The organism is Microbacterium sp. CCNWLW41, assembly GCF_037083505.1.
In genome coordinates this window covers 189,009-206,612 of sequence record NZ_JBAOJP010000011.1, presented here as the reverse complement: position 1 = coordinate 206,612, position 17,604 = coordinate 189,009, and the positions used below count along the sequence as shown (strand labels likewise).

Sequence of the window (17,604 nt, the reverse complement as noted above, 5' to 3'; positions counted from 1 at the left end):
GCCACGCGGCGGTCGCGACGGGTCTTACTTCTTGCGCTGCTCGGCGGCGCGGCGCTGCGCGCGGTTCTGCGGCGCCTGCTGCGGCGCGGCGGCCGCGGCATCCGTGCGCTGGCCGAACGCCCCGCGCGGGGCCTCCGCGGGAGCCTCCTGCTGACCGGGCGCACCGGCGGCCGCGGCCGCCTGACGCAGGCGGCTGGTCGCGGCCTGCTGCACTTGTCCGCGGTCGTTGCGCACCTCGACCTCGCCGGCGTCGTTGGATGCCGAGTACTGCAGGCGCTGGTTGTCGACCGGCTGCGCACCGAGGCCCTTGGCCTCGACCTGCGTGACCTGCTCGGCGCCGGCCTCGCCCTGACGCCGCACCTCGACCTCGAGGTTGTAGAGGTAGCCGACCGACTCCTCCTTGATCTGGCCCATCATCGCCTGGAACATCTGGTAGCCCTCGCGCTGGTACTCGATCAGCGGGTCGCGCTGGGCCATGGCCCGCAGGCCGATGCCGTCCTTGAGGTAGTCCATCTCGTACAGGTGGTCGCGCCAGCGGCGGTCGAGCACCTGCAGCACCACGCGGCGCTCGAGCTCGCGCGTCGCGGCCTCGCCGAGGGTCTGCTCGCGCTTGTCGTACGCGATGCGGGCGTCGGAGAGGATCTCGCGCTTGAGCCCCTCCGCGGTGATGCCGCCCTTGCGCCCGGCGGCCTCGGCGACGACCTCGTCGATCGTCACCCCCACCGGGTACAGCGTCTTCAGCTCGGTCCACAGCGCGTCGAAGTCCCAGTTCTCGCTGTGACCGGACCCGGTGTGGTCCTCGATGACGGCGTTGATCGCGTCCTCGATGAAGTGCTGCACGCGGTCGGCGATGTCGTCGCCCTGCAGGATGTGCCGGCGGTCGGAGTAGATGGCCTCGCGCTGACGGTTCAGCACGTCGTCGTACTTGAGGACGTTCTTGCGGATCTCGGCGTTGCGCGCCTCGACCTGGCTCTGGGCGGACTTGATCGCGCGCGTGACCATGCCCGACTCGATCGCCACGTCGTCGGGGAAGTTCGTGCGCGCGATGATCGCCTCGGCGGCGCCGGACTGGAACAGGCGCATCAGGTCGTCGGTCAGCGACAGGTAGAAGCGGCTCTCGCCGGGGTCGCCCTGACGCCCGGAGCGGCCGCGCAGCTGGTTGTCGATGCGGCGCGACTCGTGACGCTCGGTGCCGAGGACATACAGGCCGCCGGCCTCGACGACCTTCGTGCCCTCCTCCGCGACGCGGTCGCGGGTGGCCTCGTACACGGCGTCCCACTCGGCCTCGTAGTCGTCCGGCGTCTCGACCGGGTCCAGGCCCTTCGCCCTCATCTCCTGCACCGCCAGGAACTCGGCGTTGCCGCCGAGCATGATGTCGGTGCCGCGGCCGGCCATGTTCGTCGCCACCGTCACGGCGCCCAGGCGCCCGGCGCGGGCGACGATCTCGGCCTCGCGTGCGTGGTTCTTGGCGTTGAGGACCTCGTGCTTGATCCCCTTCTTGGCCAGCAGGCGCGAGAGGTACTCGCTCTTCTCGACACTCACCGTGCCCACGAGCACGGGCTGTCCGAGCTCGTGGCGTGCGGCGATGTCCTCGACGACCTGGGCGAACTTGGCCGTCTCGTTCTTGTAGACGAGGTCGGGCTGGTCCTTGCGGATCATCGGCTTGTTCGTGGGGATCTGCACGACGCCGAGCTGGTAGGTCGACATGAACTCGGCCGCTTCGGTCTCGGCCGTGCCGGTCATGCCGGCGAGCTTGTCGTAGAGGCGGAAGTAGTTCTGCAGCGTGACGGTCGCGAGCGTCTGGTTCTCGGCCTTGACCGGCACGCCCTCCTTCGCCTCGATGGCCTGGTGGATGCCCTCGTTGTAGCGACGGCCCACCAGGATGCGCCCGGTGTGCTCGTCGACGATCATGACCTCGTCGTTCATCACGACGTAGTCGGTGTCGCGCTTGAAGAGCGCCAGCGCCTTGATCGAGTTGTTCAGGAACGAGATGAGCGGGGTGTTCGCGGACTCGTAGAGGTTGTCGATGCCGAGGTAGTCCTCGACCTTCTCGATGCCGGGCTCGAGCACGCCGATCGTGCGCTTCTTCTCGTCGACCTCGTAGTCCACGCCCGGGTCGAGGGTCTTGGCGATCTTCGCGAACTCGACGAACCAGCGGTTCGCCTCGCCCGACGAGGGGCCGGAGATGATGAGCGGCGTGCGGGCCTCGTCGATGAGGATCGAGTCGACCTCGTCGACGATGGCGAAGAAGTGGCCCCGCTGCACGAGGTCCTCTTTGCGCCACGCCATGTTGTCGCGGAGGTAGTCGAAGCCGAACTCGTTGTTCGTGCCGTAGGTGATGTCGCAGCCGTACTGCTGGCGGCGCACCTCGGGGGTCTGCCCGGCGACGATCGTGCCCGTGGTCATGCCGAGCGCGCGGTAGATGCGGCCCATGAGCTCCGACTGGTACGAGGCGAGGAAGTCGTTGACGGTGACCACGTGCACGCCCTTGCCGGCGATGGCGTTGAGGTACACCGGGAAGGCGGCGGTGAGCGTCTTGCCCTCACCGGTCTTCATCTCGGCGATGTTGCCGAGGTGGAGGGCGGCACCGCCCATGATCTGGACGTCGTAGGCGCGCTGGCCCAGCGTGCGCTTGGCGGCCTCGCGCACCGCGGCGAACGCCTCGGGCATGAGCTGGTCCAGCGTCTCGCCGGCCTCGTGGCGAGCGCGCAGCTCGGCCGTCTCTCCCCGCAGCTCTTCGTCGGTGAGGTGCTCGTAGTCCTCTTCGAGGGCGCCGACGGCCTTCACGACCTGCTGGAGCCGCCGGAGGATGCGACCCTCACCGGCGCGAAGCAGTTTCTCGAGGGGGTTGGCCACGGAGTGTCTCCATCTTCAGGCTTCGGGGTGCGGCGCACAGGCGCCGTTGCCGCCCGGGTGCATGGCCCCAGGCATACCTGCCTATGTTATCCACCCGTGACCTTGGTGTGCGCTGGGTGGCGCGGCATCCGGCGTGGCGCATGCCGAGTATGCATATACTCAGCATGTACATACTCGGTATGCAGATTGGAGACGATGGTGTCGGTGCGACAGAGCCTGTTGGCGATCCTCGACCAGGGGCCGTGCTACGGCTACCAGCTGCGGGCGGAGTTCGACCGCCGCACCGGCTCGACCTGGCCGCTGAACGTCGGCCAGATCTACAACACGCTCGACCGCCTCGAGCGTGACGGGCTCGTCGAGAAGGACGACGTCGACGAGCAGGGGCACGTCTACTGGCAGATCACGGATGCCGGATCCGCCGAGGTCTCCGACTGGCTCGCCTCGCCGGTCGAGCGCGGGCAGGGCACGCGGGACGAGCTCGCGATCAAGCTCGCCGTCGCCGCCACCCTGCCGGGGGTCGACGTGGGCGCGATCATCCAGACGCAGCGACGCGCGTCGCTGCGTCAGCTGCAGGAGCTCAACCGCGCGAAGTACGCCGGGGCATCCGCCGACGGCGCATCCCCGTTCACGCCGGAGGAGCTCGCCTGGTCGCTCGTGGTGGACTCGATGATCTTCGCCGCCGAGGCCGAGGTGCGCTGGCTCGACCACACCGAGCAGCGGCTGGCGCTGCATCCGGATCACGCGATGGCCCTCGCGCTGTCCACCGATCGACCTAAGCGCGGGCGGCCCGCGAAAGACCGGGTCGTCGACCGGGCCGAGGGCGAGCCGACACGCGGAGCCGGGTCGCCCGCCGTTGCGGCCGAGGTCAACCGATGACCGCGGTGCTGCGCCTCATCGGCGTCACGCAGCAGTACGGCGCGGGTGAGACGGCCGTATCGGCGGTCTCCGGGGTGGATCTCGAGGTCGCCGCGGGCGAGCTCGTCGCGATCATGGGAGCGTCCGGATCGGGCAAGTCGACGCTGCTGTCCATCGCCGGAGGCCTTGCCACTCCCACCACGGGCGAGGTCGTCGTGGACGGGGCCTACCTCAGCCGGCAGTCGCCCCGCAGCCTCGCCGCGCTCCGCCGCCGCTCGCTCGGCTTCGTGTTCCAGGACTTCAATCTCATCCCGACCCTCACGGCGCTCGAGAACGTGACGCTGCCGCTCGAGCTCGACGGCTTCCGGGCCAGGGCGGCGCGCCGTGCGGGTCGGGATGCTCTCGCCTCGGTCGGCCTCGACGACAAGCTGCACTCCTACCCCGACGATCTGTCGGGCGGTCAGCAGCAGCGCGTCGCGATCGCGCGCGCCGTCGTCGGCGGGCGACGGCTGATCCTCGCCGACGAGCCGACGGGTGCGCTCGACTCGGTGACGGGCGAGATGGTGCTGCGGATGCTGCGGGCGCGGGTGGATGCCGGCGCGGCCGGCATCCTCGTCACGCACGAGGCCCGGCACGCCGCGTGGGCGGACCGCATCGTGTTCCTCCGCGACGGGCGGATCGTCGACGAATCCCGCCGCGACGGCGCCGAGACCCTGCTGGCCGCGCGGTGACGCTGCTCGAGGCCCCGCCCCAGGCCGCACCACGTCAGGGGCCCGATGCCGCTCCCCCGCGGCGCCGCGGATGGTCGAGCCTTCGCGCCGACCTGCGTCTCGCGCGGCGCCAGGTGCGCCGGACGAAGGGGTCGAGCACGCTCGTCCTGCTGCTCGTCGCGCTTCCGGTGGCCGGGCTCACCGGCGGCGCGGTCTTCTGGCAGAGTCACGTCCCCAGTCCCGCTCAGAGCGCGGAGCTCGAGCTCGGCGGCAACGACGCCTGGATCGAAGCGGTCGGCGGGCCCGACCCGACGCGGTCGCAGGCGGTGGACGTCCCCTGGGACCACTCCGTCGAGACCGATCCCGAGACCGGGATGCCGGTGAACGAGGTGCTGCCGAACGCCACCGACCCCGGCGCCTTCATCCCCGCGGTTTCGACGGTGCGAGAAGTCGTCCCGTCGTCGTCCGTCGCCGTCGAGACCGCGGGAGGCGTCGGATGGCTCGAGACGGTCGTCGGCGACGTGTGGGATCCGGTGTTCGAGGGCGTGTACATCCCGCTCGAGGGCCGGGCACCGGCATCCGCCGACCAGATCATGGTGAGCCCGGGAGCGCTGGAGAGACTCGGAGCGCGGATCGGCGATGACGTCGTCTTCGTCGACGCGGAGCGCACGATGGAGATCACCGGCACGATGCGTCCGGCGAGCGCGCAGGCGTCGGTGGAGGTGCTCTTCCTCCCGGCCGCCGCGGCGGCGGTCGCCGGCGACGATCCGTTCGTGCGCTGGTACGTCGAGGGGTGGCAGCCGGATGTCGCCGAGCTGGAGGAGCTGAACCACGCGGGCTTCGTCGCCTATGCCCGCGACCTGGTGATGGACCCGCCCGCCGACGCACGCCGCAGCGACTGGCGCCCGGGTGGGGCCGAGCTGTGGAGCATCATCCTCGTCGGCGGCATCGGTGCCGTCCTCAGCGGCTACATCGTGGTGCTGCTCGCGGGAGCGGCGTTCTCGGTCGCCGCGCGCCGGCAGCAGCGGGCGCTCGCCATGGCCTCGAGCGTCGGCGCGTCGCGCGCCGACGTGTTCCGCATCGTGGTGTTCCAGGGCACCGTGCTCGGCGTGATCGGGGGCGCGGTCGGCGTCGCAGTGGGTGTGGCGGGCGCCGCCGCGGCCCTCGCCCTCACCGACCGGGGCGCGCGTGGCACGTCCTGGGGCAACTTCGGCCTGCAGGTGCCGTGGCTGCTCATCGTCCCGATCGCCCTCTTCGCCGTGCTGGTCGGCACGCTCGCCGCGGTCGCACCCGCGCGAGCGGCGACGAAGGGCGACGCCCTGTCGGCATTGCGCGGGGCGCGGCGACCGGCGCTCCTGCGCCCCCGGCGACCGTTGTGGGGAATCCTCGTGATGGCGACGGGACTGGCCGGGCTCGTCTTCGGTGCGGTGTACGTGGCGGCGACCGTCGCCCTCGGCGAGGACGGCGACCAGCAGAGCCCGCTCTTCTTCGCGGCGCTGTACGCGGTCGTCCTGGGTCCGCTGGTCTTCCAGATCGGCGTCCTCATCCCGTCGCACTGGATCCTCGTGCAGATCTCGCGGGCGCTGTCGCGCCTGGGCCTGGCCCCTCGGCTCGCCAGCCGCGACGCGGCCGCCACTCCCTCCCGCGTCGTCCCGGCGTTCGCGGTGATCGGCGCGTGCGTGTTCGCGGCATCCTTCGTCCTCTCCATGACCGCGCTCACCGCCGCCTCCAACGCGCGGTGGCACTGGTACATGGCGCCCGAGGGGGCCGTCGTCGTGCACACCTGGCAGAACGGCACCGACGATTCCGACCGCCTCGTCGATGCGGCGGAGGAGCTCGTGGCGCCGACGGACCCGTCGTCCGTCGCGTGGGCCTTCAGCACCGTCTGGCCCGAGGTCGATCCCTCGACCGGCGAGACCGTCGATCCCGATGCCCGGCAGTTCGCGGTCGCCCGGCAGGGGTACGACGGGTGCACCGGCGACTGCCTGCAGCCGTACGATGCGGCATCGGGATCACTGTGGATCGTGGCGGCGGACGATCTGGGCACCATTCTCGGGACGAGCGTCGACGCCGAGGCGCTCGAGGTCGTGCGAGACGGCGGGATTCTCGTCACCGAGCCCGACTACGTCGACGGCTCGGGCGAGGTCGTCGTCACCGAATGGACACCCGAGGGGTATCAGGCACTCATGGCGTGGAACGGGTCGGAGCCCGGCTCGCCGCCGAGCGCAGCGGCTCCGTCGGCCCAGCACCGGCTCGATGCCGCAGTGGTGGACCTGGGGTGGCAGCAGGCCTTCGAGCTCATCGTCACGCCCGAGACGGCCGCTGCTCTGGGGATCGTCACCGTGCCCGGACAGCTCGTCGCGGTCTACGACGAGCCCCTCGACCAGGTCACGGTGGACGAGCTCACGGGCGAGAGCCGCGACCTGCGCGTGTCGGCGAGTGCCGGCCTGTCGGTCTCCGTCGAGGACGGGCCGGACCCGGTCGAGCCGTGGCTCTGGCTCATCGTCGGCGTGACGGTCGTGCTCGTGCTCGGAGCCTCGGCGGTGACGCTCGGGCTCGCTCGCTTCGAGCGCCGCCCCGACGACGCCACCCTCACCGCGATCGGCGGGGGACGGATGCTGCGCCGCAATGTCAACGCATGGCAGGCGGCCGTGATCGTGGGGATCGGCTCGGCGGTGGGCACAGCGACGGGCTACCTGTCGGTGTGGGGACTCGCGACCGCGAACGCCTCGGCGTTCGATGTGGCAGACACACCCTGGCTGTGGCTCGCCGTGCTCGGCATCGGACTGCCGGTGGGCATCACCCTCGCGGCGTGGCTCGTGCCGCCGCGGCAGCCGGATCTCACCCGCCGCACGGCGATCGCGTGAGATGACGCAGCGGATGCCGCGCCCTGCCGCCGTCGTGTGGGCCGAGGCGGCCGGCGAGCCGCGGGCGCGGCATCCCTCTCGCTGGCCCCTCCCAGGAGCGCCCCGGTACGCTGAACTGTGCACACCGACGCCGATCAGATCGAAGACGAGGCTCAGACCGAGCCCGCCGCGATGACGTTCTCCGACCTCGGGCTGAGTCAGCCCGTCCTCAAGGCGCTGCGCGGGATCGGCTACGAGACCCCCTCGGCGATCCAGGCGGCGACCATCCCGACCCTGCTGGCGGGCCGTGACGTCGTCGGCATGGCGCAGACCGGAACCGGCAAGACCGCCGCGTTCGCGCTGCCGATCGTCGACCGGCTCGACCTCTCGCAGAAGAGTCCCCAGGCACTCGTGCTCGCCCCCACGCGCGAGCTCGCGCTGCAGGTGTGCGAGGCGTTCGAGAAGTACGCGGGCCACCTGAAGGACGTGCACGTGCTTCCCGTCTACGGCGGCCAGGGGTACGGCGTGCAGCTCTCGGCACTCCGACGCGGCGTGCACATCGTCGTCGGAACGCCCGGCCGCATCATCGACCACCTCGAGAAGGGGACGCTCGACCTCTCGGCTCTGCAGTATCTCGTGCTCGACGAGGCCGACGAGATGCTCAAGATGGGCTTCGCCGAGGATGTCGAGACGATCCTCGCCGAGACGCCCAAGACCAAGCAGGTCGCCCTCTTCTCGGCGACCATGCCGCCGCAGATCCGCCGGATGTCGAAGCAGTACCTGAACGACCCCGAAGAGATCACGGTCAAGTCCAAGACCCAGACGTCGGCGAACATCTCGCAGCGCTACCTGATCACCGCCTGGCAGCAGAAGATGGACGCGCTCACCCGCATCCTCGAGGTCGAGAACTTCGACGGCATGATCGTCTTCGGCCGCACCCGGAGCGTCACCGAGGAGATCGCCGAGAAGCTGCGCGCCCGCGGCTACTCCGCCGCCGCGATCAACGGCGACATCGCGCAGCCGCAGCGCGAGAAGACGGTCAACCAGCTGAAGTCGGGCAAGCTCGACATCCTCGTGGCGACGGACGTGGCGGCCCGCGGCCTCGACGTCGAGCGCGTCTCGCACGTCGTGAACTACGACATCCCGACGGACGCCGAGTCCTACGTCCACCGCATCGGCCGCACCGGCCGCGCCGGGCGCACCGGCGACGCGATCAGCTTCGTCACCCCGCGCGAGCGCGGCCTGGTCAAGATGATCGAGCGCGCGACCCGCCAGGAGCTCACCGAGATGCCGCTCCCCAGCGTCGACGAGGTGAACGTCACCCGGCTGTCGCGCTTCGACGACCGCATCACCGCCGCGCTTGACGAGGCCGACCGCATCGAGCGCTTCCGCGACATCGTCGCCCACTACGTCCGCAACCACGACGTGCCCGAGGTCGACGTGGCCGCCGCGCTCGCGGTGGTCGCGCAGGGCGAGACCCCGCTCCTGCTCGAGCCCGACCCCGAGCCGGCGCCGCGCCGCGAACGCGCCGACCGCCCGGATCGCGGCGATCGGCCCGCCTTCGGCGACCGTCCCGAGCGCGGCGAGCGCCGGACTCCCCGCGAGGGCCTCTCGACCTACCGCATCGCCGTCGGCAAGCGCCACCGTGTGGAGCCGCGCCAGATCGTCGGCGCCCTGGCGAACGAGGGCGGCCTGCGCCGCGACGACTTCGGCGCGATCAAGATCATGCCCGACTTCTCGCTGGTCGAGCTGCCGGCGAACCTCTCACGCGAGACCCTCGACCGTCTCGCCGACACCCGCATCTCGGGTCAGCTCATCGAGCTGCGCCCCGACGCCGGGCGCCCTCAGCGGCGGACGGATGCCGCGTCCCGGCCCCGTCGCGACGACCGGGGTGCGGGCGACCGCGGCTTCGGCGAGCGCGGCGCCGGCCGCGGGTACGGCGACCGCCCGGAGCGCAAGCCGCGCCACAAGCGCAGCGACGGCTGATCTTCGACGCGCCGTCCCCCGGGGTGGGAGCGGCATCCGGCACGTGACGGCGGGCGGGGCGATTGCGCCCCGCCCGCCGTCGTCGTCGTCGCAGCGACTCAGCCGCCGGCCTGCACCGTGAAGAAGATCTCGACGAGGTCCGCCTCGTAGGCGTGGAAGTAGTGGTCGATGCCCTTCCCGTCGGTCGAGTGCCCCTCAGGCGCCTTGCCCTTGGGCAGCGTGTCGCGGGTGAATGTCGTCAGCGTGGTCGGGATGCCCCGCTCGGCCGTCATCGCGACGGCCTGCTGCACCTGCTCGGGCGTGAGCGGGTCGCCGCCGAGGAACTCGTGCGCGCTCATGTACAGCTCGGAGATGTCGAGGGTCACCCAGTTCTGCGAATGGGTCGCCCCGGCGTCGCCCTGCGCGGACCTGTCCGGGATGTAGCACTCGTGTGCGGACGCGACGCCCGCACCGGTGAAGACGAGTGCTGCGGTCAGGGCGGTGGCCCCGAAGATCTTGCGGATCATGCTGTTTCTTCCTTCCCCGGGGGCGCAGGGACGCACCCCTCCGCAGTGCTGGAGCCGGGCACCGCGACGGTGATACAAGAATGTGAGCGGATGCCCCTCCGCGGCGGGCCCCGTTCGGCACGCTGTGCGCGAACATGCCTCCGCGTGCGCCTCTCGCCTCGGCCCGCTCTCAGCCGCCCCCGTAGGATCGTTGCATGGCCGGATTCTGGGGCAGACGCAAGCGCGAGCAGGAAGAACTGAGCACGCAGGACGCCGATCTGGCGCGGCGCGCCCAGCAGGCCCTCGTGGCCGCCGACGAGCGCATCCGCCTGACGACGGACGAGCTGGCCTTCGCCGATGCCGAGCTCGGCCCCGGCCCCACCAAGGAGCTCCGCGACGCGCTGGAGTCGGTGCGCACGCACCTGCAGGAGGCCTTCCATCTGCACCAGCTGAACCACGACGAGATCCCCGACACCCCGGAGGAGCTCCGCACGCGCAATGCGCGCATCGTGCAGCTCTGCGAGTGGGCCGAAGACCTGCTCGACGACCGCACCGAAGCCCTCGCCGGGTCCATCGAGCGCGCCCGCCGCGCACCCGAGATCATCGCGCGGGTGCGCGCGGATGCCGCGCGCCTGCGGCTGCGACTCCCCGACGCCCGGTCGACGGTCGAGCGCCTCGCCGTGCGGTACTCCTCGCACGCACTCGCCCAGATCGAGGCGAATCCGGCGGAGGCCGAGCAGCTGCTGGGGTTCGCGGAGCACAGCGCGAGCGTCGCCGAGCGGCGCCGCGAGGCGGGTCAGCGCGAGCAGGCCAACATGGCCCTGGAGGCGTCGACCGAGTCGGTGCGTCGCGCTGAGACGCTGCTGGACGCGGTGGAGACGTTCGAGGTGGAGGCGCTGCGCGCCGAGTCCACTCTCGCCGCGATCGTCGAGGACTCGCGGGGCGACATCGTCGCCGCGCTCAAGGAGCCGCACTCGCCTGCCGTGGAGGCCGCGATCGCCCAGCTGCAGGCCGCCCTGGCCGCACTGCCGGCGGCAGGCGTCAACACCGATCCGTTCGAGCAGCTGTCTCGACTGCGGGAGGCGAACGCCGGGCTCGACGCCGCGATCGCCGCAGCGCGGGAGCGCGCCGCGCGCCCGATCCCGCCGCTCGAGCACGTGCGGCACGCCATCGATGACGCGGACCGCCAGATCGCCGTCTCCCGCGACGTCATCGCCGGGCACCGCGGATGGATCGGCGCCGACGCGCGCACCCGGTTCGCCGAGGCGGAGCGCATCCGCCTCGATCTCGATCGCCTCCTGGGCGCATCCGCGTCGGCGGTGACGACCATCGACGAGGACCACCGGGAGCAGGCGTTCGCGATGGCGCGCCGTGCGGCGTTCCTGGCCAGCGAGGCACTGCAGCTCGCTCAGCGCGACATCGATTCCGCGAGGCCCCAGCCCGAGCAGTGGGGTGCGCCGGGGTACGGCCAGCAGGGCTGGGGCGGCGGCCGCCGCAGCGGCGGAGGCGACCTCATGGGCGGCATCCTGGGCGGCCTCGTCATCGGCAGCATCCTGGACGGCTTCATCGACTGACGCCGCCCCGTGGCGACGGCCCGCGGATTCTCAGGCGGTGAGCTCGAGCCCGTCCGCGACGACGCGACCGTCGTGGATCACCGTGCGGTCCGCTCCGCGGTCCATCACGGCGCTCGTCGGCGTCTCGCCGTCGACCAGCACGAGGTCGGCCCGGTCGCCGGGCGCGACGCCCGGCCGGTCGCCGGCGCCGGCCACGCGGGGTGAGGAGCCGCGCATGATCGACGCGCCGCCCATCGTGGCCACGGCGAGCGCCAGCTCGATGAGATCGTCGCGCCGGAAGCCGTTGACGAACGCGAGCTGCCACGTGCGGTCCAGCATGTCGCAGTTCCCGTACGGGCTCCAGTAGTCGCGCTGGCCGTCCTCGCCGAGCCCCACGCGCACGCCCGCCTCAACGAGGTCCACGAGCGACAGGTGCCCCGTGGTCGACGGTGCGACCGTCGCCATCGCGACGTCGAGCTCGGCGAACTCGTCGATGAGGCGCCGGCTCACCGCCTCCGAGACCGAGCCGAGACCGTAGGCGTGCGAGAGCGTGACCTTGCCCTGCATGCCCAGCGCGCGCGTGCGCTCGAGGACCAGCTCGGTGCTGAACACGCCGAGCTCGCCGGGCTCATGCAGGTGGATGTCGACCTCGACCTGGTACCTCTCGGCCAGGCCGAACACGATGTCGAGGTGCCGGACCGGGTCGCGGTCCAGCTGGCACGGATCGATCCCGCCCATCACGTCGGCACCCTGCCGGAGCGACTCCTCGAGGTACTCCACGGTGCCGGCCTCACGCAGGATCCCCGCCTGGGGGAAGGTCATGATCTGGACGTCGGCGTGGTCGCGGAACCTCTCCTTCGCCGCGAGCACCGAGTCGAACTTCTCGAGCCTGCAGTCCACGTCGACCTGCGCGTACGTGCGCACCCGCGTGGTGCCCCTGGCGATCATCCGCTCGAGGGTTCCCGCGACGATCGCCGCGTGCGGCACGTCGGTGTTCCGCCAGTTCCGCCGATCGTTGAGCATCATGCCCCACACCCCTGGCGCGCCCGTGTGCGGACGGAACGGCAGCCCGATGCGCGACGAGTCGAGGTGCACGTGCACGTCGCTGAACGACGGCAGCAGCAGTCGGCCGCGCCCGGCGACGTCCTGCGGACCGGGCGCGGCGGCGTCGTCGTGCGGTCGGATGGCGGCGATGCGGGCGCCTTCGATGACGACGTCGGCGGCGTCGGCGCCCCACGGACGGGCGTTGCGGATGATCACGGTGGTCCTTCCGGAGGAACGGCTGCGGACGCGCCGGGTCGAGTGCGTCCGACACGGGACAGCAGAAGGGGTGCGGCCGAGAAGGCCGCACCCCATTGTCCGTCAGCCGGTCAGGAGGCGAGCTCCTCCGGCTGCGCCTGCGTTGTCAGCGAGATCACGCCGTAGTCCCAGCCCTTGCGCCGATACACCACGCTCGGGTGGTCCGTGCGCGCGTCGATGAAGAGGAAGAAGTCGTGGCCGACCAGCTCCATGCGGTCGACGGCCTCCTCGACCGACATCCATTCGGGGTGGAACTCCTTGGTGCGGATGACGACGGGCGTGTAGCCCTCCTCCTCCTCGTTGCCCGTGACGATCGGGATCTCGCCGGTTGCGACGGCGCGGAGCACGTCGACGGATGCCGGCTGCACATCGATTCCCTGGATGGCGCCGCTCCCCTTCTCGAACTTGGCGCCGCGGGGGTGGTTGCGTGCGTCGACGCGCTTGTCCTTCGCCCGCCGGAGCTGCTCGCACAGCTTGTCGACAGCGAGGTCGAGAGCGGTGAACTTGTCGCCGTCCGTCGCCTCGGCCCGGATCACCGGTCCTTTGCCGTTGACGGTGAGCTCGACGGTCTCGTCTTCCATGCGCCCGTTGTGGTAGGCGCGGTGGGTGACCTTGACGTCCACGCGCTGTGCGCGCGGCGCGAGGTTCTGGATACGGGCCGCCTTCTCTTCGACGACACTGCGGAAGCGATCGGTGATACCCACTCCCACGCCGACGATGCTGGTTTCCATCCCTGACCTCCTTGTTCCGGTCCACCCGGCCAAGGGCGGACCATCAGTCGCCTTGTGCCCCCCACGGTATCCCGGTGTCGGGGGTCTGTCACCTGTGAGTTTCGAATGCGTCCACGCCGCGTTCATCCGCCCGTGCGGTGGCGCCGCGGGGTCGCCGCGATGGTCACCGCACCGACCACGTCGGCGCCCGCCGCGCGCAGTGCGCGCACGGCTTCGGCCACGCTCGCACCCGTCGTCACGACGTCGTCGACCACGATCACCCGCAGCCCGGCGGCGTCGTGCGCGGCCAGACTGTGCGCGACGTTGCGGCGTCGCAGGTCGCGATCGAGCCCGCGCTGATCGGCCGTCCGGCGCACCGCCCGGAGCACCCTGCGCACGCGCCGCCCGGTGCGGCGGACCACGACGTCGGGCATCCGGAATCCGCGGCGGCGGTACGCCGCCCGCGACGTCGGCATGGGGACGAGCACGGCGTCGGGAGCGCCGGTGCGCACCAGCGCCGCCTGCAGCGCGGGGACCAGCGCCCGGGCGAGGCCGGTGCGGCCGTCCTCCTTGATCGCGCGCAGCACGCGCGCCGCGACGCCCTCGAAGGCCAATCCGCTCCAGACGAGCACGTCGCCCCCGTCCGCCTCGACGACGCGCCGGCGGGGGTCTGGGGTCAGGGCGAGGAGGCAGCGCTCGCACAGCGCGACGTCGGGCTCATCGCACCCGGCGCACGACAGCGGCAGCACGAGGGCGAGCGCGTCGGCGCATGCCGCCCGCACCGGCACCCAGAGCTCTCGCATCACCGCATCAGCCTCGCGGGTCGGCGCCGGGCCCGACCGGCCCATCCCGGGGCCGGTGGAGGGCGCGCACGAGCGGCGCCCTGGGGAGGAGCCCTACTGGGGGGCGCCCTGCTGGGTCGCGAGCACGCGGATGCCGGTCGCCGTCGGCTGCCAGGTCGTGCCGCGCTTGACGAACAGCGTGCCGTCCAGTGCGAGCAGGCGCAGGCTGGAGATCCCGCTGCCGCCGGCGATCGACTTCATCCCCGCAGCCGCCGTGGAGGTCGTGGTCGGCGCACCGACGACCTGCTCCACCACCACGGACTCCGTCTCGCCGCCGCCCAGCACGCCGACCGTGACGTCGTCGATCCAGGTGACTCCGAGCCCCGTGCCGCCCACGCTGACGAGCCGCACCGGGGTTCCGAGCGCTTCCGGCACGCCGTCCGCGTTGCGCAGGACCCCGGCCACCCACAGCATGGAGCGGCCGCCCGAGGTCACCGTGGCAGCGATCCGCGTGCCGTCGCGGGACAGGGCCATGCCGGCGATCGAGGTCGCCTCGGCCCAGGCGTCGGCGACCTCGACGACGTCGCCGCCGGGCAGGTGGGCGCGCACCGCACCCGGCGCGCTGCGCGGCACGCTCCACACGATCCCCAGCCGGTCGATGGTCGGGTCGACGAGGTCGGCGCGCGTGTCGAGCACCTCCGGCTCGGGCACTGCAGCGCTGAGCCGCACCACGGCGCCCGAGGACAGCTTCGCCGCCGCGAGGCTGCGCTCGGGGCCCACCTGGACGCTCGTCGGCGCCGCGTTCTCGACGGCTGCCGACAGGCCCGGGATCTTGTCGAGCTCGTCGCCGGTGAGGAAGCCGAAGCCGTCCTCGGTGAGCACCAGCGGTGCGGCCGGGACGCGCGTCGAGCGCACCGCGACGGGCTGCGCGTCGACAGGGGTCGAATCGACGCTCATGACGACATCGGATGCCCCGGCCGCGCTCAGGCTCGCCTCGAGCTGCGTCAGCATGCGGTCAAGGGCCGTGGTGCTCGCGCCGACGATTCCCTCGCTGAGCTCGACCTCGGCCACGCCGTTCTCGTCGATCGGCACCGACGGCACCGCCGTGACGTCGTCGGGGAACGCCGTCGCCACCGAAGCGGCGAGCCACTCGCTCGGGGGCCCGTTCACGAGCGCCCCGGCGATGCTGCTGGCGGCCGTCGTGACGGGGAACCAGCGCACGTCGGGCACGAGGTACTCCCAGGCCGGATCGAAGTACATCAGCGGATAGCGGTGGAACACGGTGGGGAACTGCGCCTCGTCGAGCCAGATGCCGTCCGGCGCCTCGGTGATGCGCCACTCGCCGTCGCTGCGCTGCGCGAGACGGAAGACCTGCTCGCCCGGGGCGAGCTCCGCCCGCTCGTAGGCGCCGATGTTGTCGACGGTGGCCACGACGTCGAAGGCGAAGCCCACGACGCCCTCGCCCGTCTCGACGTAGTCGCGCTCCGCGCGCTCGTCGACGATGACGCCCGCCTCGGGCTGCCAGGTGTCCCGGAGCGCCGGCGCGAGGAACTCGCGGGCGACCGCCCAGTTGCCCCCCACGCCGGGACCGGAGCCGGCGTCGATGAAGCCCTCCACGATCTGCGCCGGGGACGCACCGGGCTGCGGCCGGTTGGGGATGAAGGTCACGTTCTGCGACCCGGCGCCGGTGTCGCCGGTCTCCAGCCCGTACTCGACCGGCCCGCTCATCGGGAAGCCCGCGCAGCCGGTGACGACGAGCGCGCAGGCGGCGAGGAGCAGCGACAGGATGCCGCGTGCCCGGGTCATGCCGGTCCTCCCGTCGTCGCGGCATCCGCTTCGCTGCCGGCGCGCCGCGGCGACGCCGCCCGCGGCAGGTCGATCGGCTCGGTCAGGCCGAGGTCCTCGAAGGGCGCCGCAGCGTCGTCGCCGGGCTCCACGGGGATGGGCGAAGACCCGTCGAGCACCGCGTCCTTCCGTGGCAGCGTCAGCACGAAGTGGGTGCCCTTGCCGGGCTCGGACCACACCGCCAGCTCGCCGCCGTGCAGCTTCGCGTCACCGAGCGCGATCGACAGCCCGAGGCCCGTTCCGCCGATCGTCCGCTTGCGCGACGGGTCTGCGCGCCAGAACCGGTCGAACACCCGCTCGGCATCCTGGGGGTTCATGCCCATCCCGTAGTCGCGCACGCCGATGGCCACCGCCTGCTGGTTGCTGTCGACGGTCACGACGATGGGGCGGCCCTCGCCGTGCTCGATGGCGTTGCCCAGCAGGTTGCGCACCACGCGCCGCACCCGGCGCGGATCCATGTCGACCGGTGAGTAGCCGCCCGGCGCGACCAGTCGGACGTCGCTGCCGTGCTGCTCGGCCAGCTGGTGCATCGAGCCGATGACGTCCTCGGCGAGGTGCGCCAGGCTCGTCGGCTCGAGCTCGAGCTGCACCGAGCCGGCGTCGTAGCGGCTGATCTCGAGGAGATCGGTCAGGAGCGTCTCGAAGCGCTGCACCTGCGCGTTCAGCAGCTCGGCCGCGCGGGCCGTGGCGGGGTCGAACTCGTCACGCTGGTCGTTGATCATGTCGGCCGCGAGCCGGATGGTGGTCATCGGCGTCCGCAGCTCGTGCGACACGTCCGAGACGAACCGCTGCTGCACGAGGGACAGCTCGGCGAGCTCCTTGATCTGCGACTCGAGGCTGTCGGCCATCGCGTTGAACGACCGGCCGAGCGTGGCCAGCTCATCCTCGCCGTGCACCTCGAGCCTCACGTCCAGCTGACCGGCGGCCAGCTTGGCGCTGGTGTCGGCCGCCTCGCTGATCGGGGTCGTGACCGAGCGCAGGACGAACCAGGCGATGCCGCTGATGAGCAGCACGAGGCCGATCCCGACGATCCACAGCGTGCGCTGCACGAACGAGAGCGTCTGCGGGGCGTTGGCGAGGTCGTAGGCGAGGTAGAGCTCGTACGAGGCGACGCCCTCGATGTTCAGCTGCTGCCCCACGACGATGCCGGGCGCACTCGTCTCGCCGCCGTCGGGCAGCGAGACCGGCTGCCAGATCTGCCGGTCCGGGGTGGTGCGCACGAGGGTGCGCATCGGCACCGTCAGCAGCTCGTCGATCACGCCTTCGGCGGTGGAGAAGTCCTGCGGGGCGTTGGGCACGGGCGGGCCGATGCGATAGGCGGCGACCATGTCCGCGGAGGACTGGTCGCGCAGCGCGGTGAACGCCAGCGTCATGACGTTCTGCATCTGCACCGCGTCGCTCTGCACCGCGGCGTCCAGGGTCCGCTGCGCGGCCGCGCGGGCCTGCTCCGCGTCGATGAGCACCTGATCCCTGCGGGAGGCGAAGAGGTCGTTCTGGATGGCCAGTGCCATCCAGACGCACGCCACGACCACCGCCAGCGCGGTGAGGCCGATGGTGACCAGGATCGTCCGGAAGCGCAGCGAGCGCCGCCACAGCGCCGCGATGTTCCCCGGCCATGCGCGCCACAGGCGCCACCCTGTCAGGGGGGCCATCGTGGCCGTCACGCCCGTCGTCGGC

12 protein-coding genes are annotated in these 17,604 nt (G+C 71.9%); 5 read left to right on the top strand and 7 right to left on the bottom strand.

What is annotated here, in order from left to right:
• Window positions 1-24 precede the first annotated feature (24 nt).
• Window positions 25-2,856, bottom strand: coding sequence for a preprotein translocase subunit SecA (gene secA / locus V6R91_RS30810; RefSeq protein ID WP_336398502.1), 2,832 nt, complete (start codon window positions 2,854-2,856; stop codon window positions 25-27).
• 198 nt (window positions 2,857-3,054) lie between these two features.
• On the opposite strand from secA, the gene V6R91_RS30805 reads away from it, so the two are divergent.
• From V6R91_RS30805 to V6R91_RS30790, 4 genes are all read left to right on the top strand, one after another.
• Window positions 3,055-3,732, top strand: coding sequence for a PadR family transcriptional regulator (locus V6R91_RS30805; protein ID WP_336398620.1), 678 nt, complete (start codon window positions 3,055-3,057; stop codon window positions 3,730-3,732).
• Complete coding sequence (locus V6R91_RS30800; RefSeq protein WP_336398501.1) at window positions 3,729-4,442, top strand: ABC transporter ATP-binding protein; 714 nt, start codon at window positions 3,729-3,731, stop codon at window positions 4,440-4,442. The genes V6R91_RS30805 and V6R91_RS30800 overlap by 4 nt, the downstream gene beginning before the upstream one ends.
• Window positions 4,439-7,288, top strand: coding sequence for an FtsX-like permease family protein (locus V6R91_RS30795; protein WP_336398500.1), 2,850 nt, complete (start codon window positions 4,439-4,441; stop codon window positions 7,286-7,288). The genes V6R91_RS30800 and V6R91_RS30795 overlap by 4 nt, the downstream gene beginning before the upstream one ends.
• Before the next feature lie 171 nt (window positions 7,289-7,459).
• On the top strand, window positions 7,460-9,253 hold the full coding sequence (locus V6R91_RS30790) for a DEAD/DEAH box helicase (RefSeq protein WP_336398619.1): 1,794 nt from the start codon (window positions 7,460-7,462) through the stop codon (window positions 9,251-9,253).
• 98 nt (window positions 9,254-9,351) lie between these two features.
• Here V6R91_RS30790 and V6R91_RS30785 read toward each other — a convergent pair whose 3' ends face one another.
• Window positions 9,352-9,759 (bottom strand): hypothetical protein, encoded by a 408-nt coding sequence (locus V6R91_RS30785; protein WP_336398499.1) that lies wholly within the window; start codon window positions 9,757-9,759, stop codon window positions 9,352-9,354.
• 194 nt (window positions 9,760-9,953) lie between these two features.
• Between V6R91_RS30785 and V6R91_RS30780 the strand changes: the two genes are divergently transcribed.
• Window positions 9,954-11,312 (top strand): hypothetical protein, encoded by a 1,359-nt coding sequence (locus V6R91_RS30780; protein WP_336398498.1) that lies wholly within the window; start codon window positions 9,954-9,956, stop codon window positions 11,310-11,312.
• Window positions 11,313-11,342: 30 nt separating this feature from the next.
• Here V6R91_RS30780 and V6R91_RS30775 read toward each other — a convergent pair whose 3' ends face one another.
• The 5 genes from V6R91_RS30775 to mtrB form a co-directional block, all read right to left on the bottom strand.
• Window positions 11,343-12,551, bottom strand: coding sequence for an amidohydrolase family protein (locus V6R91_RS30775; protein WP_336398497.1), 1,209 nt, complete (start codon window positions 12,549-12,551; stop codon window positions 11,343-11,345).
• A 110-nt stretch (window positions 12,552-12,661) separates the two neighbouring features.
• Window positions 12,662-13,321, bottom strand: a complete 660-nt coding sequence (gene hpf, locus V6R91_RS30770) for a ribosome hibernation-promoting factor, HPF/YfiA family (RefSeq protein WP_336398496.1) — start codon at window positions 13,319-13,321, stop codon at window positions 12,662-12,664.
• Between the two features lie 122 nt (window positions 13,322-13,443).
• Entirely contained in the window at window positions 13,444-14,103 is a 660-nt protein-coding gene (locus tag V6R91_RS30765; protein ID WP_336398618.1) for a ComF family protein, read from the bottom strand.
• 93 nt (window positions 14,104-14,196) lie between these two features.
• Window positions 14,197-15,888 (bottom strand): LpqB family beta-propeller domain-containing protein, encoded by a 1,692-nt coding sequence (locus V6R91_RS30760; RefSeq protein WP_336398495.1) that lies wholly within the window; start codon window positions 15,886-15,888, stop codon window positions 14,197-14,199.
• Window positions 15,885-17,579, bottom strand: a complete 1,695-nt coding sequence (gene mtrB / locus V6R91_RS30755) for an MtrAB system histidine kinase MtrB (protein WP_336398494.1) — start codon at window positions 17,577-17,579, stop codon at window positions 15,885-15,887. Before mtrB ends, V6R91_RS30760 begins: the two co-directional genes overlap by 4 nt.
• Between the last annotated feature and the right edge of the window lie 25 nt (window positions 17,580-17,604).

Excerpts from the sequence above, each read along its gene's own strand:
- V6R91_RS30760 (WP_336398495.1), bottom strand. The coding sequence starts at position 15,888 with ATGACCCGGGCACGCGGCATCCTGTCGCTGCTCCTCGCCGCCTGCGCG.
- mtrB (WP_336398494.1), bottom strand. The coding sequence starts at position 17,579 with ATGGCCCCCCTGACAGGGTGGCGCCTGTGGCGCGCATGGCCGGGGAAC.
- V6R91_RS30780 (WP_336398498.1), top strand. The coding sequence starts at position 9,954 with ATGGCCGGATTCTGGGGCAGACGCAAGCGCGAGCAGGAAGAACTGAGC.
- V6R91_RS30790 (WP_336398619.1), top strand. The coding sequence starts at position 7,460 with ATGACGTTCTCCGACCTCGGGCTGAGTCAGCCCGTCCTCAAGGCGCTG.
- V6R91_RS30800 (WP_336398501.1), top strand. The coding sequence starts at position 3,729 with ATGACCGCGGTGCTGCGCCTCATCGGCGTCACGCAGCAGTACGGCGCG.
- V6R91_RS30785 (WP_336398499.1), bottom strand. The coding sequence starts at position 9,759 with ATGATCCGCAAGATCTTCGGGGCCACCGCCCTGACCGCAGCACTCGTC.
- V6R91_RS30765 (WP_336398618.1), bottom strand. The coding sequence starts at position 14,103 with ATGCGAGAGCTCTGGGTGCCGGTGCGGGCGGCATGCGCCGACGCGCTC.
- hpf (WP_336398496.1), bottom strand. The coding sequence starts at position 13,321 with ATGGAAACCAGCATCGTCGGCGTGGGAGTGGGTATCACCGATCGCTTC.